The following is a 23,900-nucleotide window of genomic DNA, read 5'->3' as shown; positions in this document are numbered from 1 at the left end:
GAAAAGTAGCGGAAAAAGTCTGATTTTCTTGTAGGAATTCTGCCGACATACTTTTGAGGCAATCCTGTCGCGCTGCACGCGGAAAAGGGAGCGATGCAGATCTTATAGCTCCTATGCGTAATACGATTACGAAATTTGACAAAAAGACTAAATCTTGTTATCCTATATGTACAAAATAACGAACAGTTTTTTACCATGAAAATCCAAGAAGTCAAGCCTGAAGGGCGCAGACTGATTGGCTCTTTCATGTAAGGGCGGCGCACAATGTCCACGAAGTGGACGTTTGTGCGTGTAGTTTACCATGAAAATCCAAGAAGTCAAGCCCGAAGGGCACAGACCGATTGGCTAGGCTTCTGTAAGGCATGAGGACATGTATACAGCGTGCCGCTTTGATAATCCATCGCAGGAAACGGACACAAAAGCGCCTATGCCGCTTCGCGTGACGGCTGAACATCTGTCCTGAAAGTGTATATATAATTACGTACATAAATTACCTATCAGAAAGGCGAATCATCATGAACATCACAATCGCAAAGCAGGCAGACATCCGCGCGAACATGAAAAAATACTTCGATCTTGCTTACGATGGAGAAACCATCATTGTACCGCGAAAGGAAAACCGCAATATCGTCATCGTGTCCGAGCAAGAGTACAAACGCATGGAAAAGGCGCGGCGCAACGCCGAATACCTCGCCATGCTTGAGCAAAGCGACCGACAGCTGCGCGAAGGCAGAGTCGTCGTAAAGACGATGGAGGAGTTGGAGGCTATGGCCAATTCATGAGTCGCATTACGTTCACAGAAAAGGGCTTTCAGCAATACATCGCCTGGCAAACCATGGACAAAAAAATGCTCAAGCGAATCAATGAACTTCTAAAAAGCATCGACCGAGACGGTGCCATGAACGGCATTGGCAAACCCGAAAAGCTGAAGCATCGAGACGGCGAATACAGCCGCAGAATCGACGATGCCAATCGCCTTGTCTATGAAATCGACGAAAGCGGCATCATTGTGAAGGCTTGCAAAGGACACTATGAAGAATAAAACGAGGGAAGGCGGCATAGCAAATGCGATGCCGCCTTCCCTTGTTTATCTACTATGAAACCTCTGCAGGCGCAGCCGCTCGGCTCACCTGACTTCCTTCGGCAAACGTCGAACCGTCATGAAATACGCGATGGCGAGCGGTACGCATGAGCCGAGCCATGCCATGGGATTGCCTAGGCAGGCGCCGAGGAAGCCGAGGGCGTCGACGAGCACGATGCCCGCCGTCGCGCGCATGATGAGCTCCATGACGCCGGCGACGGTCGGCACGATGGACTGTCCGAGTCCCTGCAGCGTATAGCGGAAGATGAAGAGCAGCGACAAGCTCCAGTACGTCAGGCCGTTGACGAGAAAATACGTCTGCCCGAGCCGGATCGCTTCCGCTTCGCCTGCGCCGACGAAAAGCTCCATCAGATACGGCCCTGCCGCAATGACGAATGCACCCGCCGCGAGGCTGAAGCCGACGGACATTCGACAGCACGCCTGCACGCCCGTGCGGATGCGGCTGAACTTGCCCGCGCCGTAATTCTGCGCCGTATACGCCGCCATCGCCGCGCCGAACGACATCATCGGCATCATGGCGATCGTATCGACCTTCTGCGCCGCCGCATAGGCGGCGACAGCGACGGGACCCAGCCCGTTCAAAGCGACCTGCAGGATCACAGCTCCAAAAGCGATGATCGTCGCCTGAAAGCCCATGGGCAGGCCGATGGCGAGATGCGTGCGCAAAAAGCTCCACGAGAGCCGCCAATCTTCGCGCCGCACATGAAGCTCAGGCACGCGCCTCGCGATGTAGACGAAAAAGATCCCCGTTGCAAGAGCCCACGAAACTACGGTCGCGTATGCCGCGCCCGGAATGCCCCAGCCGAATGCGAGCAGAAAAAGCACTTCAAGTGCAATGTTGATGGCGATGCCGACACCGAGGATGACGGTCGGCATCTTGCTGTCGCCTAGGGCGCGCAGGATATTCGCCGCCATCAATGCGGCGGTGGCGAAGACCGCTCCGCCGCAGATAATCGAAAAAAACGCCGTCGCATTGTCCAATAACTCGGACGGCGTGTTCATGAATTCAAGCAGCGGGCGGCAGAAGAAGAATCCGACGATGCTCAAGAGGACGGCGATTGAGAAGGAAAGTACAGCGCACGCCGCCGCGCTTTTTCTGACGCCTGCGGCGTCCTTCGCGCCGTAGCGCTGCCCCGTACAGATGGCCAGCCCCGAGGTCAGACCGATGACGAAGCCGAGCATCAGAAACATCAGGCTGCCCGTGCAGCCGACGGCAGCCAGCGCTTCGATCCCGAGGAAGCGCCCGACGAGCAGCGTGTCGATGAAGGCGTAGAGCTGCTGCATGATATTGCCCGCGATGAGCGGCAATGTGAAGAAGAGGAGAAGCTTCGCGGGGCTTCCCTCGGTCATATCTTTTGCCATCTCATTTCCCCAAGCAGTATGTAACGGCGGTGCGCAGACATTCCTGCAGCACGACGGCATTCGTATGCAGCGCGTCCGCCGAAGGCGCGAGCTTCACAACATGAAAGATCGGATGATGGCTGACCATGTAATCCGTCGGGTACGGCACGACCTCGATGCCGAGTTTCTCGTAGTTCAGGACGGAACGCTTCATGTGGAAGGCGCTCGTGACGAGGATCGGGCGCACGAGGCCGTGCTCCTTGAGAATCTTCGCCGTATAGGCCGCATTCTGCACCGTGTTCTGGCTCGCGCCCTCGACGAGGATGCGGCTCTCGGGGATGCCGAGGGAAACGAGCGTGCGCTTGGCGAGCAGCGCTTCCTTGCCGCTCTCCTGGAACACCTGCCCGCCCGATACGAGGATCGGCAGGTCGAGCTTCTGCGCGAGCCGCACGGCGGTCAGAAGGCGCGTCGACGGACTTGCCGTCAGCGCACCCTCGCCGTCGACGTCGGGCGCATCGGAGAAAGCGCCGCCGCCGAGCATGATGACGACGTCGCCCTCAGGCTTCGCGGGCGGCATGTAGGCATCTTCGAGCGCACCCATGAGCACGTCGGCGACGAGATATGTCGACAGGAGGTAGAATACTGCGGTAATGAGCACGATCGCCTTCGCCGCGAAGCGCTCGCCCCTCTTCCATGCGAAAAAAGCAAGGAAGAGAAAGGCGAGAAAAAAGATACCGGGCGGCAGAAAGAAACTCGCCCCGAATTTCAGAAACTGGATCATCGAACAATTTCCCTTTCCTGGAAAAGAGGATTCCGCGAAGAATCCGCGAATAAAAGCAATAGGTATAAAGAAGTAGAATAAAACAGTGAAAAGGAGCGAACCACATGGCAATTCTGCAAGGAAACATCGAAGTGCGCAAGAACGCCGCAGGCGGCAAGGGAGAGGTCAGCCTCGAGCACCTCTTGAGCAAGGAGCAGATGGGCGACAAGTGCTCGACCTTCGCGCGCGTCACGATCAAGCCCGGCTCGTCGCTCGGCTACCATCAGCACAAGGGAAACAGCGAGACGTACTTCATCCTGCAGGGCAAGGGCGTCTACAACGACAACGGCACGGAGGTCGAAGTCGGCCCCGGCACGACGACCTTCTGTCCCGATGGCGAGTATCACGGCCTGTCGAACGAAAACGGCACGGAAGACCTCGTGTTCATGGCGCTGATCATCAACAGCTGAATATACTTCCAGGGAAGCGCTGATATATTCAGCCGCCCAGCTTCACATGTCTGCGCGACTTCATTTCATCCGCGCTCTCGAAAAAAAGAACCTGCCAAGGCAGGTTCTTTTTTTCTAGCCCTCGCACTTGCCGCAGAAGTACTCGTATGTGCGCCGAAGCCCCTCGGCGAGCGTAGTGGCAGGCTGCCAGTCGAGGCCGCGGCGGGCGCGGCTGTTCGAGAGCATGGACTTGTAGATGTCTCCCTCGCGCTCCGCGCCGTACTTCGGGACGATCTCGCGCCCGCAGATCTCAGCGAGGAGCGACACGAGCTCGCGAAGGCTCGTCTCCGTCTGCGTCGAAAGGTTGTAGGCGGCATTCACTTCCTCGGTACGAAGCGCCGCCAAGATGCCCTCGGCGATGTCGCCCGCATAGACGAAGTCGCGCGTCTGCTCGCCGTCGCCGTAAATCGTGATGTCACGCCCCTCGGCCACCGCCTTGGCGAAGATGCTGATGACGCCGCCCTCGCCGCCGTCGCCCTGACGCTCGCCGTAGACGTTCGCAAAGCGCAGGACGACATACTCCATGCCGTAAATCTTACGATACATCTCAAGGTACTTCTCCACCGAGAGCTTCGACAGGCCGTAGAACGACATCGGCTCCGTCGGCTGCGCTTCGCGCACGGGCAGGTCGTCCTCCTTCACGTCGCCATAGGCGGCGGCAGTCGAAGCGAAGATGACGCGCTTGACGTTCGCCGCGCGCGCCGCTTCCAGAACCTGCACCGTTCCCATGAGGTTTTCGCGCGTATCAAGAAGCGGATTTTTGATCGACGTGTCGACCATCGTCTGCGCGGCAAGATGGACGATGGCGTCGAAAGCCCCCGCCGCCACGACCTTCGGCAGATCCTCATCCAAGATGTCCATCTCGACGAGCTTCGCTTCGGGCGGCAAATTCTCGGCAAGCCCCGTCGACAAATTGTCGAGCGCCGTCACTTTCTCGCCCTTCGCGAGAAGATGACGCACGAGATGCGAGCCGATGAAGCCCGCGCCGCCAGTCACCAGTATATTCAAATGCAGCACCTCCTAAACAAAATGCAGCCATGCCGCATGACTCAGCGAACCCATTATAGCCCACTCATGCGGATGCGTCAAATCAGCTCGACATACCGCGCGACGGCGTCGCGCCAATCGGGCAGGCGCGAGAAGCCCGCATCATCGAGACATTTCTTCGACAGGCGCGAATTCTTGGGTCGCTTCGCCTTCGTCGGATACTCCTCCGTCTTGATCGCCTTCACGCGCGTCTTCTTTCCCGCACAGCGAAGAGCCTCCGCCGCAAGTTCCGCCCACGAACATGTGCCCTCGTTCGTCGCATGGTAGACGCCGTACTTCTCCGTCACAATCATATCGGCGAGCAGGCGCGCGAGGTCGCGCGTATATGTCGGCGAGCCGATCTGGTCGCCGACGACGGAAAGCTCCTCGTGCGTTTCGGTAAGGCGCAGCATCGTCTTGATGAAGTTCTTGCCGTTTTCGCCGAAGACCCACGAGATGCGCACGATGAAGAGTTCTTCGAGCGCTTCTCGCGCCGCCTCTTCGCCGAGAAGTTTCGACTCGCCGTAGACGTTGCACGGCGCCTTCTCATCCTCCGGCTCGTAGAAGTCCTCGCCCGTGCCCGGAAATACATAGTCCGTGCTGATGTAGAGGAACTTCGCGCCAATCTCCTTCGCAAGATGCGCGAGTTCCCCCGTCGCCGCCGCATTCACCTCGCGGCAAAGCTCCGGCTCGTCCTCTGCCTTGTCCACTGCCGTATACGCCGCGCAGTGGATGATCGCCGTCGGCCGATGCGCCTCGACGAAGCGGCGCATGGCCGCGAAGTCCGTCAAGGAGAAGTCACTCCTCGATGCGCCCTTCGCCTCGATGCCGCGCGCGAGAAGCTCGCGCATGACGTCGAAGCCCAGCTGTCCGCTCACGCCCGTGACAAGCACCTTCATAGAAATCCCCTTTCCTTATAGCGAGCACGCCTAGCTCGCGGCACACTCATTCCTCCTGCTCCGCATCGTCCGCGACCACGCGCAGCGTCCGAAGCGATGCGTCCGCCGCGCCCGTAACTTTGAGCCCCGCCGCCGCCATCGCCTCGATGTAGCGGCAGACCTCCGCCGTAAAGACCTCGCCCGTGCAGATCACAGGGATGCCCGGCGGATAGAAGGCGATGGTTTCCGCCGCGATGCGCCCCGCCGCCTCGCGCAGGCGGCAAGGGACAGAGCGGCGATAGAACGCCTCGCGCGGTGGGATTGCCACGGGAGGCGCGGCGGGAAGGCGCACGGCGACCTGCGCTTTCCCGCCATCGGGCACCGCGATCGCTGCCGCAGCGGCAGTCGCCGCTTGCGCCGTCCGGCGCTGCGCCAAAGAGCGCAATGCCGCTAAAAGCCTTCCCGCGCTTTCTTCCGTATCGGCATAGGTGAGGAGGAAGAGCACGTTTTGTGCGTCAAAGAGCTCCGCCTCGATCTTGTGCTCATGGCGCAGGATATGCGCGGCCTCTGCACCCGTCAGGCCGAGTCCCGTAACCGTCACCGTGAGCTTCAGCGGGTCGAGCGCGAATGCTCCCGCGCCTCCCATGCGCTCTTCGCCAAAAGAGAAGAGTCCGGGCGTCGCATTCACCTCGCGCCTAAGTTTCCGTGCGAGCCCCACGGCGCGAGCGAGATGTGCCGCGCCCACTTCTGCCATCTGCAGGCGGGCGATGTCGAGGGACGCCAGCAGCAGGTAGTTCGGGCTCGTCGATGTCAGTAGGCTCATCGCCCGCTGCACGCGCTCTTTTTCGATGCGCCCTTCGCGAAGCAGCAGAAGCGACGCCTGCGTCATCGCGCCGAGGAGCTTGTGCGTGCTCTGCGCGACGAGATCGGCGCCCGCCGCGATCGCCGACTCCGGCAAATCGTCAGAGAACGCGAGATGCGCGCCGTGCGCCTCGTCGACGAGGAGCGCCATGCCCGCCTCGTGCACGATCTCGGCGATGGCACGCACGTCGGAGGCGACGCCGTAATACGTCGGCGAAACGAGCAGCAGCGCCTTCGCCTCAGGATGCAGGCGGCACGCCTCGCGCACAGCCTCCGTACTAAGCCCGTGCGCTATGCCAAGCGCCTCGTCAACGACCGGCTCGATGTAGACGGGACGCGCGTCGGCAAGCACGAGGCCGCCGAAAACAGAGCGATGCACGTTGCGCGGCACAAGCACGGTATCGCCCGGCGAGAGCGCGGCCACGAACATCGCATGGATCGCGCCCGTCGTGCCGTTGACGGCGAAAAAGGCCGCATCCGCTCCATAGAGCGCGGCGGCGAGATCCTGCGCCTCCTCGATGCAGCCCGTCGGCTCGTGCAGATCGTCAAGCTCCTCCATCAGAGAAACCTCTTCTCGAAGGCCTGCTTCCGTCACAAGTTCGCGCAAGAGCGCATGCGCCCCCAGTCCCTGCTTGTGTCCGGGCGTATGAAAGGCGAGAGCGCCCTCTTCCCCGTACGCGCACATGGCGGCGGCGAGCGGCGCGCGTCTTTGTCTTTCGTCCGCCGTCACTTCTTCGCAGCCTTTTCGGGCGCAAGCACGTTCGGGCGGAACGGCATGCGCAGATGGATGCACGTTCCTTTGCCGATCTCCGAGATGATGTTGAGTTCCGCGCCGATGATGGCGGCGCGCTCCCTCATGCCGAGGAGTCCGTACTGGCCGTAAGCGTTCCTCAATATGGGATCGTTGACGTCGCGATCGTCGTCAAACTGCTCTTCCCCGCTCGGCACGGCGTCCTCTTCTGCATCGGGATCGAAGCCCCTGCCCTCGTCCTTGACCGTGATGGCGAGCGCCGAAGCCGTGTAGAGAATGCGCACCTCCGCCTTCTTGACGCCCGCATGGCGGCTGACGTTGTTCAAAGATTCCTGCACGATGCGGAAGATGCTGACCTCGGCATACTTCGCGAGCTTCTGCTCCTCGCCCTCCACGGCGATGGAAGCATCAAGCATGCCGCGCTCGCGCATCTTGCTGATCAGCTGGCGCAGCGCCGGCTCAAGGCCGAGATCGTCGAGCGACATCGGGCGCATGTCGAAGATGATCTGGCGCATGTCCGTCAGACAGCCGCGAATATGCTGGCGAAGCTCCTGCAGACCACGCTTCGCCTCTTCCGGATCGCGGTCGACCATGCGCTCGATAATCGACGCCTGAAAGATGAGATTCGCGATGTCCTGCGCCGGGCCGTCGTGCAGCTCACGCGAAACGCGCAAGCGCTCCTCCTCCTGCGCCTTGATGATCTGCGCGCCGATGAACTTGCTCTTCTGCGCCTCCTCGATCTGCCAGACGACGCCGTTGATCTGATCGCTCAGATAGCTCAAGACCGAGCCGATGCAGATCGCCAGATGCTCCGCCGTCTTCAAGATCTCCTTCAAACCGTGCAGGCGAAGCTCCAAGGCGTCGCGCTGCGCACGAAGCTGGCTCTCCTTTTCCCGCGCCACGCTCAGCTCGATCTGAATGTCCTTGACCGACTCGTAATGCTCGCGTATGCGCTCCTCGGAATAATTGTTGAAATCGCTGCTCGTCTCAGCGAGCTTCTTCTTCTCCCGCTGCTCGATTGCCGAAAGCTCATCGACCTTCTCGATCGTCTGGCGCGTGAGTTCGCGCAGATCCTCAAGCGTGCGCCGGCTCGACTCGACCTCGCCGCGCGCCGCCTCATAGATGCCAAAGATCTGCGTCTTATTCGTCTCGATCGTGCTGACCGTACTCTTCAGAATATTATCCAGCGACTTGGCGCTGAGCTTGTCGATCTGAGTGCGAGGAAACTCCGATCCGCTCTTCTCCTGCTCCATAAAAATCGCCGCCCCCTTTTCCCACTAAAGATATTCATTTCATTATATACCAGACGCGGCCTCATATTCAAGGAGTTTGATGCAAACATCAGCGCATAGAGCACAAATCGCTTGATTTTCCACCCTGTTGCCGTTAAACTAAGAAGAAGCGCTTTTCTATTCACCTACTATACAAAATCGCGAGGGAGATCAGATATGAGCATTTTTTCCAGATTCCTGCCCAAGAAGAAGCAGCCGGAAATCAAGAACAATATTCCAAAGGAAAAGGCGAACATCAAGAAGACGTTCGGCGTTTACTGTCACAAGGAGCACGGCACGGAGGGCGACAAGCTGTGCCCCAAGTGCACGGCGCTCCTTGCCACCGTGCTGATGAAGATGAACCGCTGTCCCTACGGCATCACGAAGCCGATCTGCGACCGCTGCGAAAGCCCGTGCTTCTCGAAGAGTCAGAACATCGAATTCCGCAAGATCATGACGGCGAACCAGAAGAGCATGCTGCTACGCCACCCGATCATGACGATCAAGCACAAGCTCGCGAGCATGGGCGTCGACTACGCGCTCAAGGAACGCGCGAAAAAGGAGCAGCAAAAAGTCGAGGCGAAGGAGAAGGCGGCGAAGCGCCGCGAGGAAGCGCGCAGCAAAAAAAAGAAGTGAGGATCTCCCCTCACTTCTTCGCGATGATGCCCGAAAGCTCCCGCACGCTGTCGTTCAATGCTCCGAGCTTCCCCTCGATGCGCACGAGCAAAAAAGCCGTGACCGCCATCGGGAAGCCGTAGCTGCCGAACGCCGCCAGAAGATCGTTCATCTCATCACCCCCTCGCACGCATACATGCGGCGAGGGGGCTTTTTCATATCACTGCAGATGCGCGAATCCGCATCATTGACAAGCGATTGCAGATTGCGAAGTTCACTGACACGCCCGCGTTCCCAAGCGAGCGCATGCCGCCTCTCGCCTCTCGCTTGGGAGGACGCAAGGATAAAACGGCGCTCCTTCTAAGCGATTCGATTCCGAAGCTCGCCGATGCCCTCGATCTTCACGACGACCTCGTCGCCCGCCTTGAGCCAGCGCCGCTCCTTCTCGGGCAGACCGAAGATCACGCCGTGCGGCGTGCCCGTGAAGATGACATCGCCGGGATCGAGCGTCATGCACTTCGAGATATAGCGGACGATGGCAGCGGGCGAGAAGATCATGTCCGATGTCCGCCCGTCCTGGCGCATCTCGCCGTTGACGAACGTCCGAACGGCGAGATGCGAGACATCGATCTCAGCGGCGGGCACGATATAGGGGCCGAGCGGCGCGAAGCCGTCGGGCGTCTTGCCGAGCAGCCACTGCGAGGTGCGGCGCTGCAAGTCCCGCGCCGTGAAGTCGTTGCCCGCCGTATAGCCGAAGATGGCGGCAGCTGCCTCTTCCTCGGATGCATCCTTGACCTTTTTCCCAACGATGACGACAAGCTCCGCCTCGTAGTCAAGCTCCTTCGCGCCCGTGGGCAGGAGCACCTCGCCGCCTGAAGCGTTGAGCGCGTTATTGAACTTGCTGAAGAGCGCCGGATATTTGGGCGCCCCGAAGGGAACCTCCGCACGGTGGCTCGCGTAGTTCAGCCCGACGCAGAGAATCTTGCCCGGCGCCGTCACGGCGGGTGCAAAGCGCAGACCGTGCGCCAAAGGCTTCGCGTGCTGCAGGACGCTTTCGATCTGCGGCCGGATCTTCTCCCAATCGGCAAAGATTTCCTGCCAACCCCAGCTATAGCCGACGGCGCTGACATCGACAGTCTTCTCTCCGTCGCTCGCACCGATATGCACGGCGCCGTCCTCGGCATAGAAATTCAAGAGTTTCACGATCATTTCCCCTTTCCTGCTTCCTATATACGACAGACTTCTTCCCGTTCCTGCAAAAAATATTTTAGAAAATTCAAAACCGATATTGTATTTTGTCTCCTCGCATGATATAATGAAGCCGTAAAGAGGAGAAAGGACGGGCAACGCCAGCGACGAGGACAAGCCTGCATGCAGGTCGGACTCCGCGGGCAGGGCAAGTGCCGGTCAGCCGAAACAGGCTCTTCTCAATATGGTTACACGAAAGGTGTGAGGTTTATTGAGGAATAAGCTTTTCCTTCTCCACCTGAAGGTTTCCGGCTAGGAAGTGCACACTTTGCATACGAATCCCGCAGCGGCGGACTGACGAACGGGCAGCGGCCCGGCAGTTCCGAAGGCATTGCGGAAAAAGGCACAACGTCGGAAACAGCGCGGAGAAGACCGTGGCAACTTTCACCTTGTCGATGCGTACGCGAGGGTCATTCAGTAGATTGCGCAGTCCCCAGATCGGAACCGAGATACCTGCCGAGCCCGGGATTTTGAACGATGACAAGTGATGCATCAAGCTGTGATATTCCATCACAACCGTTCGATCGAACCGCTTCATACAGCATGGAGGCTTCATCGCGGAGCGCCATGCAAGACAATTGAATACGAAGGAAAAAGGGTATATGACGATCAAAAGATAAACCCGCCGAGAGAAGTCCCGTGAGACTCCTGCGGCGGGTTTATTGCTGTTTCAATAAGCCCCATGGAAGAAAACGAAAAATTTATGTGATGGAAAACGCCGTAACCTTGCTTATTGTGCTATAATATATATGGTGTTGCTCAAGCGGTAGGCGGTCGATTCTCAGCCCCCGAATGGGGGTGTTGCCCATGGAACTGTACGATTTTTTGTCGTTGGTTTTCCTCGTGACGATTTGCGTCGTTGCGTTAAAGGCATAAGAATAGCCGCCCGCAGTTCCCTAAGCTAAAGGCGGCTAATCTTATTTAGTAGTTTTATTGCGGGGCTGACCGTTTACCAGCAGCACCTTTTCTATATTTATTATACGACACCATGCGAAATTCGTCAAATCGTCTGCACCGGAAAACATATACCGCACCACCCGGCCTTCGTCAGCTTCCCTCATACGTGCGCACGCGCAAATCAAGCCCCCGCGCCTCACACAGTGCGCGGCACTTTGCGATTTCTTCCGCGCCCTCGACCTTCTCGACGATCGTCAGGACGACATGCCCCGCATAAGCCTTCATCTTCTCAGCGAAAGCGAGCATCGCTTCGAAGGATTCGATGCCGAACTCGCTTCTCGTCAGCGCCAGATAGCGCTCGGCATTCGACGCGTTGAGGCTGATGGAAACGGTATCAAGGATGCCGCCCGCGAAGTCCGCCGCCGTGTCACGGCCGTAAACGAGATCCGAGAGGCCGTTCGTATTGACGCGCGTCGGCAAGGCGGGATGCTGCTCCTTGACGAAGCGCAGCAGTTCGATGAGGTCGGCAAGGCGCATCGTCGGCTCGCCGAAGCCGCAGAAGACGACTTCCTTCACATAGTCCCAAGGCGCAGCGAGGAGAGCCGCTTTGAGCTCTTCGACCGTCGGCTCTTTGCCGCCGAGCCACAGGCTCATGTCCTCGGGCATATCCTTCATCGTGCGCAGGCAGAAGGTGCACGCGCACGGACATTCGTTCGTGATATTGACGTAAAGGCCGCGCTTCTCTTCGGGGCGGCGCTTGAGACTTTCTTCGGGCAAGAGGTACTTGCCGTGATCGACCATGTAGACAAGCATAGATATTTTCCTTTCCAAAAGTGTGGATGAATTCCACTCCGTAAAGCAAACAGCTGCCGCAAACGTACGGCAGCTGTTTGCTTTGCAGCTTTCTCAGTCCGCGCTGCGGTCTTTGAGCGGCACGGGGACTTTCCAGTAGACAACGGCCATGACGACGGCGAGGATCGCCAACGCGACAGCGAGTCCCAGCCAGCCGTTCATCGTGAGGCCGTCGACGATGTAGCCAACGACACAGACACTGACGACGACGAGCACATAGGGAATCTGCGTCGATACATGGTCGATATGGTGGCACTGTGCGCCCGCAGATGCGAGAATCGTCGTATCGGAAATCGGCGACGCATGATCGCCTGCGACAGCGCCCGAGAGGATCGCCGCGACGCAAAGCGCGAGCACGGGGCTGTCCGTGCCAACGATGGCGATGGCGATCGGAATCAAGATGCCGAACGTGCCCCACGACGTTCCCGTAGCGAAGGCGAGGCCTGCGCCGACGAGGAAGAAGATGACGGGCAGGAACGTGATGACGCCCGCATTGGCGCTGACGAGCTGGCCGACGTAGCCGCCGAGATCGAGGTACTTGTCGCTGCAGATGCCCGAGAGCGTCCACGCGAGGCACAGGATGAAGAGCGCGGGCGACATCGCCTTGAAGCCGAGGATGAAGCTCGTGCAGAAATCATTGAAGGAAACGACACGGCGCGGCAGGTAGAGGAGTCCCGTGAAGACGAAGGCGATGAAGGAGCCGAGCACGAGCGACTTCGACGAATCGCAGTTCGCGAAAGCCTCGGCGACGCTCAGCCCGTCGTGGATGCCGCCCGTGTAGAGCATGCCGTAGATGCACGCGGCGATGAGCACTGCTAAGGGAAGCAGGAGATCGTAGATCTTGCCCCTGCCCTCGATCTTCTCCTCCTTGACATCGGCGTACTCGGGCGGAACATAGAACTCTCGCTCATTCTTGCGGATCGAGGCGCCCATCTCGGAAAAATCTTTCTCCGACCACACGAGGAAGCACATGAAAATGAGCGTCAGCCATGCGTAGAGATTGATCGGAATCGTCTGCAGGAAGAGGCCGAACCCGTCGATGCTGCTGCCTTCAGGCAGCGACGAGCCGACGGCTGCCGCCCAGCTCGATATGGGCGCGAGGATGCACACGGGCGCCGCCGTCGCATCGATGATGTAGGCGAGCTTCGTGCGCGCGATCTTGAACTTGTCCGTCACGGGGCGCATGACCGTGCCGACCGTCAGGCAGTTGAAGTAGTCGTCGATGAAGATGACGATGCCGAGGAGCGCCGTGATCGCGAGCGCACTGCGCCTGCCCTGAATCGTGCGCACCGCCCAGTCGCCGTAAGCCTTCGTCGCGCCCGAGCGCGTGATGGCGGCGACGAGGATGCCGAGGATGACAAGAAAGACGAGGATGTTGACATTTGCCCCGACCTTCGCCTCCATGACTGCGAACATCGTGAGGATCGCTTCGAGGACATTGAAATTCGCGTAGAGCATAGCTCCTGAGAAAATGCCGATGATCAGCGACATATAGACTTCCTTCGTCGCGAGCGCCAGCACGATGGTGATGACGGGCGGAAGAACAGCCCATGCCGTTTCTGCCATAAAATCCCTTCCCTTCCATTGGCAATTATGTCCTTCATTATAATACAGATTATTTTCCGTGGCAACGAAAAAAGACGGTGGTCACCCACCGTCCCATTCTCCTTCATGCAGCCACGGGGCGAATAGGCGACCCGCCCCGACAGAACTCTCTCTGATCCCAACTGCACCCTATCAGCCTCGCCGCAAGGCGGCTGCAGCAGCCCGCGCACGATGCACGAACAACCTCCTCGCGAAAGGCGACACGGATTCATACGGCAATGTCCGCGGGAGCGCGAATTGCTTCGCATCCCCCTCGCAACAGTTTCGACATCACCGAAATGAACGTAGGAAATCTGCCCGAGAGCTTCAAATGCATCGCTCTTCAAAGACCCTTGTGAGGACTGACCTCCGGGCACGACGACGAAAAATCGCTGCCGCCTACAGCCGAAATTTCCCATGTTCGCGGAAAGAGTCCTGAAAGCGGTGGGACTTCCCGACCTCAACCGCCAACTCTTCCGCAACGCTCGTCGGGACGAGCATGGATTCCGGGTGCTTAATGGGTTCTATTTCCTAGCAACATAAGGATAACATATCTAAAAAGACTTTGCAACCCCTTTTTCAATAAAAATGAACAAATATTTATTATTTCTTATGTCGCTTAATTGAAAATTTTCACCTGCGCTGAATGGAATGCGCTCGGATGAAACATCTTTCGTTCGCCGCAGAAAAGAGGCAGGCGTTTTTGGACGCACCGCTCATTTTTCAAAACCTCGCTGCCATGCGTAGAGATAGTCGACGATGGCTGCAATCGGCGAGCCAGGCACATAGGGCGCCGCCGGCAGGGGCGTCTTCACGCTCTGGGACACCTCGCGCGTATCGTACGTCATCGTCGCAGAACGAAGAATCTGGTAGGTGCGCGCAGCGAAGTCGAAGTGCATGCGATAGGAAAAGAGGCGGTTCTCCTTTGCCTTGATGATGGCGACATCCGCCGTATACTCATGATTGCTGTCGATGGAAATCGTCGTGACGTCCACGAAATATCCCGTATCGCCGCGAGCATCCACAAAACGTCGCCCCTCGTCCTCAGCAAAGCAAACGGTGCTCGCGAGGAAAAGGAGAAGCGCTGTCATGCTCAACATCCAGGCAAATTTCCGCATCAAATCGTCTCTTTTCTAAGTCTGCCAATAGCCAAATACCTTCCCATTATAGAAAAAAGGCGGAGATTCGTCAATGGGAAACTATACGCACAAACGTCCACTTTTTGGACAAAAGTGCGCCGCCCTTACAGAAGCCCGGCCAATCGGTCTGCGCCTTCGGGCTTGGCTTCTTGGACTTTCACGCTAAAACTTTCAGGACATATACCTTCCTTAAAAGTTTGATATAAGAAGTTCCTGTATCTTGCCGCGTGCATCGGCGTTGCTGTTGATCATGCGAACGGCATTCACTCGATGAATCTTGTGTGCGCGATAGATGTCTTCAAAAAAGTTATCTTCGCTGTTTACATTCTTGGGATCGGAGTTGCTGGCGACAATTTTTGCGCCTTTCGTGCTCATGTCATCCACAAACTTTGCCAAAGCAATCTGCGCCGCATCGTCGAAGGAGTCTTTTGTATAAGCTGTAAACCGTGCGGTTTCCGTGAGCGGTCGATAAGGAGGATCAAAATAAACGAAGGTATGCTTGTCGATAAAATCGGCAGATCCTCGATAGTCCGCGCATACAATCGTCACGTTTCTTAATTTTTCCGCCACGGCTCGAAGATTAGCTTCATCGCAGATGGTTGGATTTTTGTAAGCGCCCATGGGGACGTTGAAGAATCCTTTTTTGTTGACACGGAACAAGCCATTGAAACAGGTTCGGTTGAGGAAAATCATCAAGGCAGCACGTTCCTTGCTGTCTGCTTTGTTCTCGTGCATTTTCAGATCGTTGAAACGTGCGCGTTTCTCGGTATAGCAGATCTTCCGCTCCTCTGCGGAGAGTGCCGTAAATTCGTTTTGCATAAGAAGGAGCAAGTGAATCAATTCGTCCGCATGATCTCGAATCGTACAGTAGGTATTGATGAGTTCGCTGTTTACATCACTGATATAAACAGCTTCCAGATCATACTTGCTCAATATATCGAAGAGGATCGCGCCGCCTCCAACGAAAGGTTCGGCGTATTTTTTTATGCGGCTGTCTTCAAAGGGATAGTATCGGGCGATTTCATGGATGAGCTGCCCCTTGCCTCCGGCCCACTTCAAAAAAGGTTTGAGATTCATTGCTGCTGCACTGCCATCATCGTCTGTAGCCCCTTTCATCATGAAAGTATTATATGCCAAATCGTACATCGTGGCAACAACAAGCGCGACGTTGTGCGGCAAGCAGGCTCAATGTCTCTTCATGCTAAATGCTACGCTTACTGAAAGGCGGACATTCGCCCGTCTTTCAGCAAGCTCCCCTCATGCACGATGCAATTCGCGCCGCCGCGCTTTTCAGCTCCTCCTCCGTATGCGTCGCAGCCAAGGCGACGCGCAGGCGAGCCGCCCCCTTCGCCACCGTCGGGTGGCGGATGGCGGATACGAGGATGCCCTGCCGCTCCAAATCCTTCGCTATTTTCACCGCCAGGGACTCTTCGCCGACGATCAGCGGCACGATCGCCGTCTCGCTCCGGGCTTCAACGCCATGCTCGGCAAGCGCCGCGCAGAACACGCGGACATTTTCCTGCAGGCGGGCGACGCGCTCCGGCTCTTCCTGCAGGAGCTGCAGCGCCGCGGACGCGGCGGCGAGATTGGCGGGCGATTGGCTTGTCGAGAAGATGAAACTGCGAGACGTATTCTTCAAATAGTCGATCAAGAGCCGGCTGCCACAGACGTAGCCGCCCTCGCTCGCCAAAGCCTTCGACAGCGTCCCCATCAGGACGTCGGGCTTCTCCCTTAAGTAAAAATGCTCGCATATACCGCGCCCCGTCGCGCCGATCACGCCGGTCGAGTGCGCTTCGTCCACCATGCTCCAGACATGGTACTTTCGCGCAAGCTCCAAGATGCGCGGCAGATTGGCAATGTCGCCGTCCATGCTGAACACCGCATCGGAGACGATGACGCCCGGACACTGAGCATGGGCGGCGAGCTTCTCTTCCAAATCCTGCATATCGCTGTGGCGATAGACGACGGTCTTGGCGCGGCTCAAGCGACAGCCGTCGATGATGCTCGCATGGTTGAGTTCGTCGCTGAAAAAAACTGCGCCTTTCTGACCAAGCGCGGAAAGGATGCCGACATTCGCCATGTAGCCCGTATCGAAGAGGAGCGCCGCCTCCGTCCCCTTGAATGCCGCCAGCTCCTCTTCCAGCTTCGTGTGCAGAGGAAGCGTGCCCGTCGTCAGCCGCGAGCCGCCGGAGCCGCAGCCGTAGCGCTCGACGGCCTCCTGCGCCGCCCGCTTGAGGCGCGGATGATCGACGAGTCCAAGGTAGTTGTTCGACGCCAGAAGCAGCTTTTCCGCACCGCCGACCGTGACGTGTGCGGCCTGCGCCGAGTCGATCTCGTGCATCTCGCGGCAAAGATGGCGCGCCTTTTTCGCCGCCAGCTCTTCGGCGAGCATTTCCTCCATGCCCTGCGGACGCACATTCCCCGCCGGACTGTCCGGCACGCCGCGCACGAGCACGCATTGCTTTTCCAGATAGCGAATCGTGTCGGCGACGCCGTCGCGCGAACCGCGATAGAGGAAGATGCGTCCGCCGTCGGGCGATCCCGCCTCCTTGAGCTTCGTGATGCGGCGATAGCCGAAAGACTGCGCCGCCACATAGCCCGTCACATAGTCGGGATCGTCGGACACGCAGATCTCCGCGACGATGTGCGGCGCATGGACGACCTTCGTCGCGAGGACGACGGCTTCGGCGAAGTGGTTCTTGCAGTCGGACGCCCCTTTTGCAGCACGTTCGGCGTCCATGTACGTCGCACGCAGGCCGCGTTCGGCGTCCGGCTCCAAGCGTTCGAGCGTGTCCGCATCGAGCAGCATTGCGCCGCGCATCCCATACGTCTCGGAAAACTTCGCCAAGATGGCTTCGCCGTTCTTCAAACCAAGGTTTTCCAAGGCGTCGATAATCACGCGCCGCCCCTCGGCAGGCGTCTCAACCTCGACCGTCGAGACGGGAAGCGCGGGCAGATGCTCCACCGCCTCGGGCGCGATCGCCTCCACCTTGAAGTTCACGAAATCCGCCTTGCCCTTGGCGTGGTGCAGGGCGCGCGAAAGAAGCGCCGCCAAATGTTCCGGCAGTTCCTCCTCCGACAAGATTTTCTCCGCGCCCGACACGTGCTCGCGCTTCCCCGCGTTCTTTTCCGCCCGCATTTTCAGACTGTAAAGCGCCATGCAGAAACACTCCTTCCATCAAAAATCTTTCTATAGAATAGACCTTGTTTATTTTATTGTCAACTTTATTTATTTTACAGTTGACAATACTGCGCAAAACATGTACGCTGAAACAATAAAAAGGAATCACAGGTGCGATAAAGCCGTTCGACTCACCCGTGATTCCGTAAAAAAGGAGCGTTTCCCATGAAAAAACTTGCCGTTTCCACCTCCGACGTGACCGAAATCGCCTTGCTCGCCGCCCTGATCACCGTCACGGGAGCCATCAAGTTGCCGAGCCTGGCGCCAGGGCTGGAGTTTCAACTCTCCGCCCCTCTGGCCGTCGCGATCTGCGCCGTCTTCGGCTTCAAGCGCTACATTCTGGCGGGCGTCCTGTCGAGTCTCGTCGGCCTCCTGCTCGGCACGCAGAACCTCTTCAATGTCGCCATCGCCATGCAGTTCCGCCTCGTCGTCGGGCTCGTCTTCGTACTTTTCGGCCGCCATTATTGGACGGTAGCGCTCGCAGGGCCGCTCGGCACCTTCACCGCCCGCATCACGCTGAGTTTCGTCGTCGGCAAGGGCGCATGGGCGCTCGTCGCGGCGGCTCTTCCCGGCATGGTCTTCACGCTCTTGGCTGCGCCGCTTCTCGTAAAAATCCTCGACCGCATCGCGCGGCTCCGCCGCACAGCGGGCGCGCGGGTCTGAGCCGCAGCCGCCCTAGCAGATGCGCGGCACGAGATTGCCGAGCGGCATGTCGACGATGCGCAGGCCGCCGAGCGCCGTTCGGAGTGCGACGATGCCCGGCTCCTCCGCCGTCGTGCGGCCGATGCAGCAGGCATTCCTGCCGTAAGGATGCTCGCGCATGGCGGCGAGAAGCGCCGCCGTTTCTTCGGGCGCGCAGAAGGCGATCGCCTTGCCTTCGTTCGCCAATTCCAGCGGATCGAAGCCGAGAAATGCGGCGATGCCCTCGACCTCTTCGCGCACGGGAAGCGCCTCCTCGTCCAGGATGACGCCGACTTGTGCCGCACATGCGATCTCGTTCAAGACCGCCGCCGCGCCGCCTCTCGTCGGATCTCTCATGCAGGCGATCGAGGGCGCGGTGCGGCGCATGAGGGCGGCGAGGTCGCCTAAGGGCGCACAGTCGCTATGAAGCGTCGCGGGGATCTCGATGCCGTGGCGCTCCGCCATGACGGTCGCTGCATGGTCACCGAGCGTTCCCGAGAGAATGACGTCCATATCCGCCCTGACATTCTGCGGCTCCATCGCGCGTTCGATCTCGCCGATTCCCGCCGTATTGATGTAGATGCCATCCGCCGCGCCCTTGCCGACGACCTTCGTGTCGCCCGTGACGATGGCGACCTTCGCTTCTGCCGCAGCCTCCTTCATCGAGTGCAAAATACGCCTGAGCTCCTCGATGGGCAGGCCCTCTTCCAAAATCAAGGCGCACGAGATGTAGCGCGGCACGGCGCCCGTCATCGCGAGGTCGTTGACCGTGCCGCAGACGGCGAGCTTGCCGATGTCGCCGCCAGGGAAGAAGCGCGGCGCGACGACGAAGGAATCCGTCGTGAAAGCGGTCTTGCCGCCGAGGTCGAGCGCCGCGCCATCGTGCATTTTCTGCAGGAACTCATTGCCGAAGGCAGGCAGGATGACGCTCTCCATCAGCGCCTGGCTCAGGCTGCCGCCCGCGCCGTGCGCGAGCGTGATCTTCTCATTTTCCAAAGTGAAACCTCCCTCGGCCGTACTTGTACCAGGCAGCGCACACGCCCTCGACCGACACCATGCACGGCCCTACGGCATGCGTCGGCACGCATGCCTTCGCGAAGAGCGTGCAGTCCGTCGGGCGCACCGCGCCGCGCAGAACCTCGCCGCAGCGGCACGCCGTCTTCTTCTCCACGCGCTCGACTTCGACGGGCAGGCGGCGCTCGGCATCGAACGCGGCGAACTCCTCGCGCATACGAAGCCCCGAGCGCTCGATGACGCCGAGGCCGCGCCACTCGTCCGCCGTCTCCTCGTAGACGCGCGCGAGGACGGCGAGCGCGGCGGGGTTGCCCTCTTCGCGCACGACGGAGCCGTACTCGTTCTCGATGCGGGCTTCATTCGCCGCCGTCTGCCGCACGAGCCGCCAGACGGCGCGCAGGATCGCGAGCGGCGTGAAGCCCGCGACGACGCCGGGCTTATGTGCCTCATCGGCGAGAAAGGCGTAGGGGCGCGTGCCCGTGACGACGCACGCGTGCCCGGGCAGCAGGAAGCCGTCGACATGCACATCGGGATCAGCCAAGAGGAGCTTCACGGCAGGCGGCACGAGTTTCTGCGCCGACAGAACGCAGAAGTTCTTCAGTCCCTCCTCCTTTGCCGAGAGCACCGCCGCCGCCTCGGTCGGCGCTGTCGTCTCAAAGCCGACGCCGAGGAAGACGACCGTCCTTTCGGGATTCTCCCGCGCGGCGGCAAGCGCGTCGAGCGGCGAGTAGACAACGCGTAAACATGCGCCCGCCGCACGCGCATCTGCAAGGCTTTCGCGGCTGCCCGGCACCTTGAGCATGTCGCCGAACGTCGCGACGGTGACCGCCTCCATCTTCGCGCAGGCGATCGCCTTGTCCATGTAGGCGTCGCTCGTCACGCACACGGGACAGCCGGGACCGGAGACAAGCTCGATATTCTCGGGCAGAATCTGCCGAAGTCCCGCGCGGAAGATGGCGACCGTGTGCGTGCCGCAGACCTCCATATAGCGAAGATGCCTGCCCGCGGCAAGGCGCTCGATGTCAGCAAGGAGCGCCCTTGCCGCTTCCTTTTCTTCTTGCGGCGTGAGTTTCTTCAAGGCATTTCCCCGCTTCCTACATCACCGTGCGCGGCGCACCCTTCATCTCGGCGAGCAGCGCGTACGTTTCTTCGGCGTCTTTTTCCTCAACGATCTGCATGGCAAAGCCCGCATGTACGAGCACGTAGTCGCCGAGCTTCGCCTCAGGCAGCAGCATGAGGCTCGCCTCGCGCTCCACGCCGTTGACGGAGACGCGCGCGACGCTGCCCGCAATATCGAGCACCTTCGCCGGTACAGCAAGGCACATCAGCCTTCGCCTCCCTTCGTCAGAAGTTCGTGCGGCAAAGTCTGCCGCGCCGTGCGCATCGCCTCGCCCGCCTGCTTCATCGGCACATCGAGCGGCGCATCGGCCTCGTCCTCTGCGACGAAGCCGCGCGAAGCGCCCGCCTTCTCATGCTTCGCCTCGGCGACGCGCGTGAAGGCGACCTCGCGAGAGGCGTCCTTCGCCCGCACCTCGACGCCCCAGCGCGAGAGCACGTCGATGGCTCGGCGCTCGATCTCGGGCAGAAGCGCTTCCATCTGCGGGCTGAGCGCGACGCCCGCGCCGACGGCGTAGGGCTGTGCGCCGAGCACGACGACGTCGGGAATCGCGCGCCCCGTCACGGAAAGCGTCGCGAGCACGTCCTGGATGCCGACCTCGTGCACCGACAGCTTGTCCTGGAAGTGCGCCGAGATTCCCTCATTCTCAAAGTGAAAGAGCGTGCCCGCCTCCTTGCCGCCGTTGACGGAATCGAGCACGAGCAGATGCTCCGTGCCCGTGATGACGCCCAGAAGCTCCGCACCGAGCGTGCCGCCGTCGATGATCTGCACGGCAGGCGGGAAGTCGTACTTCTCGCGCAGGAGTTCGGCGGCGCGCACGCCGAAGCCCTCGTCCTGCAGGATGACGTTGCCGATGCCGAGAACCGTCACGGCGGGCGTCGCCTCCAGCTCTTTTCTCGCACGCTCGATCTCTTCGGGCGATACGCCCAAGAACGCTTCACTCATCGAACCGCCTCCTTCTTCTCGCGCACATTCTTCCGAAGCCACGAGAGCCATGCGGGAAGCCCCTCGCCCGTGCGGCACGCGATCGCCATGACCTCGATGCCCGGATGAAGCGTCCGGATGTCGTCCGTCGCGCTCTCCAGATCGAAGTCCGTGTAAGGCAGGAGGTCGACTTTGTTGAGGAGAGCCGCGTCGGCCTCCTTGAACATCAGCGGATACTTCAATGGCTTGTCGTCCCCCTCCGTGATCGACAGCACGACCGCCTTCTTGTCCTGCCCCAGCTCGAATTCCGCTGGGCAGACGAGGTTGCCGACATTCTCGATGATGAGCATGTCGAGCGAATCGAGGTCGATGGACGAGAGCGCACTCTTGACCATCGGCGCGTCGAGATGACAGCCGCCGCTCGTGTTGATCTGCACGACGGGCACGCCGAGGCGGTCGATGCGCTCGGCGTCCTTCGATGTGAAGAGATCGCCCTCGATGACGGAGAGACGCATCTCATCCTTCAATGCTTCCAACGTGCGCTCCAGGAGCGTCGTCTTGCCCGCGCCCGGCGATCCCATGAGATTGAGCACGAAGATCCCCTTTCGCTGAAAAAGCGCCGCATTTTCTGCTGCTGCTTCATCATTCATCGCCAGAACGTTCTTCATGACCTTGACTTCCATTTTCTTAGTCCACCTCCAAAGATTCCACCTTGAGTTCGCGTCCCGAGATGATTTCAAGTGCGCCGTTCCTGCACGAAGGGCACAAGAAGCTGTATCGCTCGACATGCTGCTCCTTGCCGCAAGATCCGCAGCGCCCGACGAGCGGCACGCGCTCGATGTCGAGAGCCGCACCGTCTGCCGCCGTGCCTTTTGTCAGAGCCTCGAAGCAAAAGAGCAGCGACTCGCATTCCACGCCCGCCATTTCACCGACGAGCAGCTTCACGCGTGCGACGCGCTTCGCCTCGTTTTCCTCCATCGTCTTGAGCGCGATGTCCAAAATGCCCTCGGCGATCGCCATTTCATGCACCGAACTTCCTCCTATGCGAAAAGCGCCCCCTCCGGCGGCTTGCCGAAAGGGGGCGCCATCTTTCCCTGTTGAAACGATGCGGCAAAAGCGCACCGCCCGACTCAGAGCGCAGCCGAAAGGCCTCGCTCCTCGAAAATGCCAAGAATCTCCGTGAGTTTTGTCTTCGCCGGATCGTAGTCGACCGTCGTCTCGCCGTCGTGCGCGTGGATATGCACGTAGAGCACGCCCGCAAGACCCAAAAGCGCCTTTTCCGCGCCCTTCGCCGACTCCTCCGTATAGCCTTTGACGTTGAACTGCAGGCGCGTATTGCCGTTTGACGCGCCGCAGCCGCATTCTTTACACATAGACCTCTTCCTTCCTCAGCTCGCCCTGCCCTTGTGCTCTTCCTCGGGGTGGCTGAGCTGGTAAGCATCGAGCGGCTCATGCGTCAGGATCTTCCTGCCGGAGAACATGCTCGACACTTCGCTCTCGCCCTCCATGAACTCCGCGCGGATGACCATGTAGAGATGGCCGATGGCGAAGAGGATGATGAACCAGGCGACGTAGTGGTGCACGAGGTGCACCATGAACTCGTTTCCCAAGAGCGTGATGACCCAGCCGAAGAGCATGAAGGACACGCTTTCCGGCTCGTTCGCGCCATACATCCCGAGACCCGTCACGACCTCGATGGCGACGAGCACATAGAGTAGCGTGTACGACATGCGCGCGATCGGGTTCCTCAAGTACGACTTGTGCTCGTAGCGCACAAAGATGTAATGCAGGATGACGTCGCCGATCGCCCGCCAGAAAAGCCCCTCCCAGAAGCGCGGGAAGAGACGGTCGCCGCGGTTCACATAGAAGCCGTAAATCCTCAGGAGGAAGGCCGCCATGAAGGTGAACGCCGCGATGAAATGGATGTTTCGGATGTTGTCCGTCGTCATGCCGCTGAACGTCGGCTCGACGGAGTAAATGAGCCAAGGCTCGGTGATCATCAATCCCGTCGCAAAGAGGACCGAGATGCAGACGACCATGATCCAGTGAAAGATCCTGAGCCAAGGACTAAAAACGTAGTAAATCCTGCGTTTGACTTCTCTCATATCACATGTCCCTGCTGCCGCGAAACGCGCGATGAACGCCCCGC

The 23,900-nt window shown here is 59.4% G+C and carries 27 protein-coding genes; 5 read left to right on the top strand and 22 right to left on the bottom strand.

Going from position 1 to position 23,900, the window contains the following annotated elements; genetic code table 11:
* The first annotated feature begins 515 nt into the window (after positions 1–515).
* Positions 516–782 carry a type II toxin-antitoxin system Phd/YefM family antitoxin gene (locus SELSP_RS00680; protein WP_006192783.1) on the top strand — a complete coding sequence of 89 codons (267 nt, stop codon included), beginning with the start codon at positions 516–518 and terminating at the stop codon, positions 780–782.
* Positions 779–1,042, top strand: coding sequence for a Txe/YoeB family addiction module toxin (locus tag SELSP_RS00675; protein ID WP_006192782.1), 264 nt, complete (start codon positions 779–781; stop codon positions 1,040–1,042). The genes SELSP_RS00680 and SELSP_RS00675 overlap by 4 nt, the downstream gene beginning before the upstream one ends.
* An 84-nt stretch (positions 1,043–1,126) precedes the next feature.
* On the opposite strand, the gene SELSP_RS00670 is transcribed toward SELSP_RS00675, so the two are convergent.
* Complete coding sequence (locus SELSP_RS00670) at positions 1,127–2,464, bottom strand: MATE family efflux transporter (protein ID WP_006192781.1); 1,338 nt, start codon at positions 2,462–2,464, stop codon at positions 1,127–1,129.
* A gap of 1 nt (position 2,465) precedes the next feature.
* Complete coding sequence (locus tag SELSP_RS00665) at positions 2,466–3,224, bottom strand: YdcF family protein (protein ID WP_006192780.1); 759 nt, start codon at positions 3,222–3,224, stop codon at positions 2,466–2,468.
* Positions 3,225–3,328: 104 nt separating this feature from the next.
* Here SELSP_RS00665 and SELSP_RS00660 point away from each other — a divergent pair, with 104 nt between their 5' ends.
* Positions 3,329–3,673: a cupin domain-containing protein gene (locus SELSP_RS00660; RefSeq protein ID WP_006192779.1), complete on the top strand. Its 345-nt coding sequence runs from the start codon at positions 3,329–3,331 to the stop codon at positions 3,671–3,673.
* Positions 3,674–3,787: 114 nt separating this feature from the next.
* On the opposite strand, the gene SELSP_RS00655 is transcribed toward SELSP_RS00660, so the two are convergent.
* The 4 genes from SELSP_RS00655 to SELSP_RS00640 all read right to left on the bottom strand — a co-directional run bounded on the left by SELSP_RS00655 (position 3,788) and on the right by SELSP_RS00640 (position 8,481).
* On the bottom strand, positions 3,788–4,720 hold the full coding sequence (locus tag SELSP_RS00655; RefSeq protein ID WP_013740501.1) for an NAD-dependent epimerase/dehydratase family protein: 933 nt from the start codon (positions 4,718–4,720) through the stop codon (positions 3,788–3,790).
* 77 nt (positions 4,721–4,797) lie between these two features.
* Positions 4,798–5,637, bottom strand: a complete 840-nt coding sequence (gene rfbD / locus SELSP_RS00650) for a dTDP-4-dehydrorhamnose reductase (protein WP_006192777.1) — start codon at positions 5,635–5,637, stop codon at positions 4,798–4,800.
* A 46-nt stretch (positions 5,638–5,683) separates the two neighbouring features.
* On the bottom strand, positions 5,684–7,207 hold the full coding sequence (locus tag SELSP_RS00645) for an aminotransferase class I/II-fold pyridoxal phosphate-dependent enzyme (protein ID WP_006192776.1): 1,524 nt from the start codon (positions 7,205–7,207) through the stop codon (positions 5,684–5,686).
* On the bottom strand, positions 7,204–8,481 hold the full coding sequence (locus SELSP_RS00640; protein ID WP_006192775.1) for a sensor histidine kinase: 1,278 nt from the start codon (positions 8,479–8,481) through the stop codon (positions 7,204–7,206). The genes SELSP_RS00645 and SELSP_RS00640 overlap by 4 nt, the downstream gene beginning before the upstream one ends.
* Before the next feature lie 195 nt (positions 8,482–8,676).
* On the opposite strand from SELSP_RS00640, the gene SELSP_RS00635 reads away from it, so the two are divergent.
* Positions 8,677–9,135: a nitrous oxide-stimulated promoter family protein gene (locus SELSP_RS00635; RefSeq protein ID WP_006192774.1), complete on the top strand. Its 459-nt coding sequence runs from the start codon at positions 8,677–8,679 to the stop codon at positions 9,133–9,135.
* Between the two features lie 10 nt (positions 9,136–9,145).
* On the opposite strand, the gene SELSP_RS11810 is transcribed toward SELSP_RS00635, so the two are convergent.
* The 8 genes from SELSP_RS11810 to bioF form a co-directional block, all read right to left on the bottom strand.
* Positions 9,146–9,286 (bottom strand): YvrJ family protein, encoded by a 141-nt coding sequence (locus tag SELSP_RS11810; protein ID WP_006192773.1) that lies wholly within the window; start codon positions 9,284–9,286, stop codon positions 9,146–9,148.
* 188 nt (positions 9,287–9,474) lie between these two features.
* Positions 9,475–10,323 carry a fumarylacetoacetate hydrolase family protein gene (locus tag SELSP_RS00630; protein ID WP_006192772.1) on the bottom strand — a complete coding sequence of 283 codons (849 nt, stop codon included), beginning with the start codon at positions 10,321–10,323 and terminating at the stop codon, positions 9,475–9,477.
* A 247-nt stretch (positions 10,324–10,570) separates the two neighbouring features.
* Positions 10,571–10,900 carry a hypothetical protein gene (locus SELSP_RS00625; RefSeq protein WP_006192771.1) on the bottom strand — a complete coding sequence of 110 codons (330 nt, stop codon included), beginning with the start codon at positions 10,898–10,900 and terminating at the stop codon, positions 10,571–10,573.
* A 509-nt stretch (positions 10,901–11,409) separates the two neighbouring features.
* Positions 11,410–12,072 (bottom strand): TatD family nuclease-associated radical SAM protein, encoded by a 663-nt coding sequence (locus tag SELSP_RS00620; protein ID WP_006192769.1) that lies wholly within the window; start codon positions 12,070–12,072, stop codon positions 11,410–11,412.
* 93 nt (positions 12,073–12,165) lie between these two features.
* Complete coding sequence (locus tag SELSP_RS00615) at positions 12,166–13,677, bottom strand: Na+/H+ antiporter NhaC family protein (protein ID WP_006192768.1); 1,512 nt, start codon at positions 13,675–13,677, stop codon at positions 12,166–12,168.
* 734 nt (positions 13,678–14,411) lie between these two features.
* Complete coding sequence (locus tag SELSP_RS00610) at positions 14,412–14,795, bottom strand: hypothetical protein (protein ID WP_232362356.1); 384 nt, start codon at positions 14,793–14,795, stop codon at positions 14,412–14,414.
* A gap of 228 nt (positions 14,796–15,023) precedes the next feature.
* Positions 15,024–15,980 (bottom strand): DNA adenine methylase, encoded by a 957-nt coding sequence (locus SELSP_RS00605; protein ID WP_006192764.1) that lies wholly within the window; start codon positions 15,978–15,980, stop codon positions 15,024–15,026.
* Between the two features lie 97 nt (positions 15,981–16,077).
* Positions 16,078–17,994 (bottom strand): 8-amino-7-oxononanoate synthase, encoded by a 1,917-nt coding sequence (gene bioF / locus SELSP_RS00600; protein ID WP_006192763.1) that lies wholly within the window; start codon positions 17,992–17,994, stop codon positions 16,078–16,080.
* A gap of 186 nt (positions 17,995–18,180) precedes the next feature.
* Between bioF and SELSP_RS00595 the strand changes: the two genes are divergently transcribed.
* Complete coding sequence (locus tag SELSP_RS00595) at positions 18,181–18,678, top strand: hypothetical protein (RefSeq protein ID WP_006192761.1); 498 nt, start codon at positions 18,181–18,183, stop codon at positions 18,676–18,678.
* 12 nt (positions 18,679–18,690) lie between these two features.
* Here SELSP_RS00595 and hypE read toward each other — a convergent pair whose 3' ends face one another.
* The 8 genes from hypE to cybH form a co-directional block, all read right to left on the bottom strand.
* Positions 18,691–19,692, bottom strand: coding sequence for a hydrogenase expression/formation protein HypE (gene hypE / locus SELSP_RS00590; protein ID WP_006192760.1), 1,002 nt, complete (start codon positions 19,690–19,692; stop codon positions 18,691–18,693).
* Positions 19,682–20,788: a hydrogenase formation protein HypD gene (gene hypD / locus SELSP_RS00585; RefSeq protein ID WP_006192759.1), complete on the bottom strand. Its 1,107-nt coding sequence runs from the start codon at positions 20,786–20,788 to the stop codon at positions 19,682–19,684. The genes hypE and hypD overlap by 11 nt, the downstream gene beginning before the upstream one ends.
* A 16-nt stretch (positions 20,789–20,804) precedes the next feature.
* Positions 20,805–21,035 (bottom strand): HypC/HybG/HupF family hydrogenase formation chaperone, encoded by a 231-nt coding sequence (locus SELSP_RS00580; protein ID WP_006192758.1) that lies wholly within the window; start codon positions 21,033–21,035, stop codon positions 20,805–20,807.
* Positions 21,035–21,772: a HyaD/HybD family hydrogenase maturation endopeptidase gene (locus SELSP_RS00575; protein ID WP_006192757.1), complete on the bottom strand. Its 738-nt coding sequence runs from the start codon at positions 21,770–21,772 to the stop codon at positions 21,035–21,037. The genes SELSP_RS00580 and SELSP_RS00575 overlap by 1 nt, the downstream gene beginning before the upstream one ends.
* Positions 21,769–22,434 carry a hydrogenase nickel incorporation protein HypB gene (gene hypB / locus SELSP_RS00570; RefSeq protein WP_006192756.1) on the bottom strand — a complete coding sequence of 222 codons (666 nt, stop codon included), beginning with the start codon at positions 22,432–22,434 and terminating at the stop codon, positions 21,769–21,771. The genes SELSP_RS00575 and hypB overlap by 4 nt, the downstream gene beginning before the upstream one ends.
* A 4-nt stretch (positions 22,435–22,438) precedes the next feature.
* The gene (hypA, locus tag SELSP_RS00565; RefSeq protein ID WP_013740499.1) at positions 22,439–22,780 is read right to left on the bottom strand and encodes a hydrogenase maturation nickel metallochaperone HypA; all 342 of its coding nucleotides are present in this window, start codon (positions 22,778–22,780) and stop codon (positions 22,439–22,441) included.
* 101 nt (positions 22,781–22,881) lie between these two features.
* Positions 22,882–23,124, bottom strand: a complete 243-nt coding sequence (locus tag SELSP_RS00560; RefSeq protein WP_006192754.1) for a hypothetical protein — start codon at positions 23,122–23,124, stop codon at positions 22,882–22,884.
* A gap of 15 nt (positions 23,125–23,139) precedes the next feature.
* Entirely contained in the window at positions 23,140–23,856 is a 717-nt protein-coding gene (gene cybH, locus SELSP_RS00555; protein ID WP_006192753.1) for a Ni/Fe-hydrogenase, b-type cytochrome subunit, read from the bottom strand.
* Positions 23,857–23,900: the final 44 nt, after the last annotated feature.

Source organism: Selenomonas sputigena ATCC 35185 (genome assembly GCF_000208405.1).
Lineage (GTDB): Bacteria > Bacillota > Negativicutes > Selenomonadales > Selenomonadaceae > Selenomonas > Selenomonas sputigena.
Note: the sequence above shows the minus strand (reverse complement) of the source record. Positions and strands in the feature narration are given on the sequence as shown.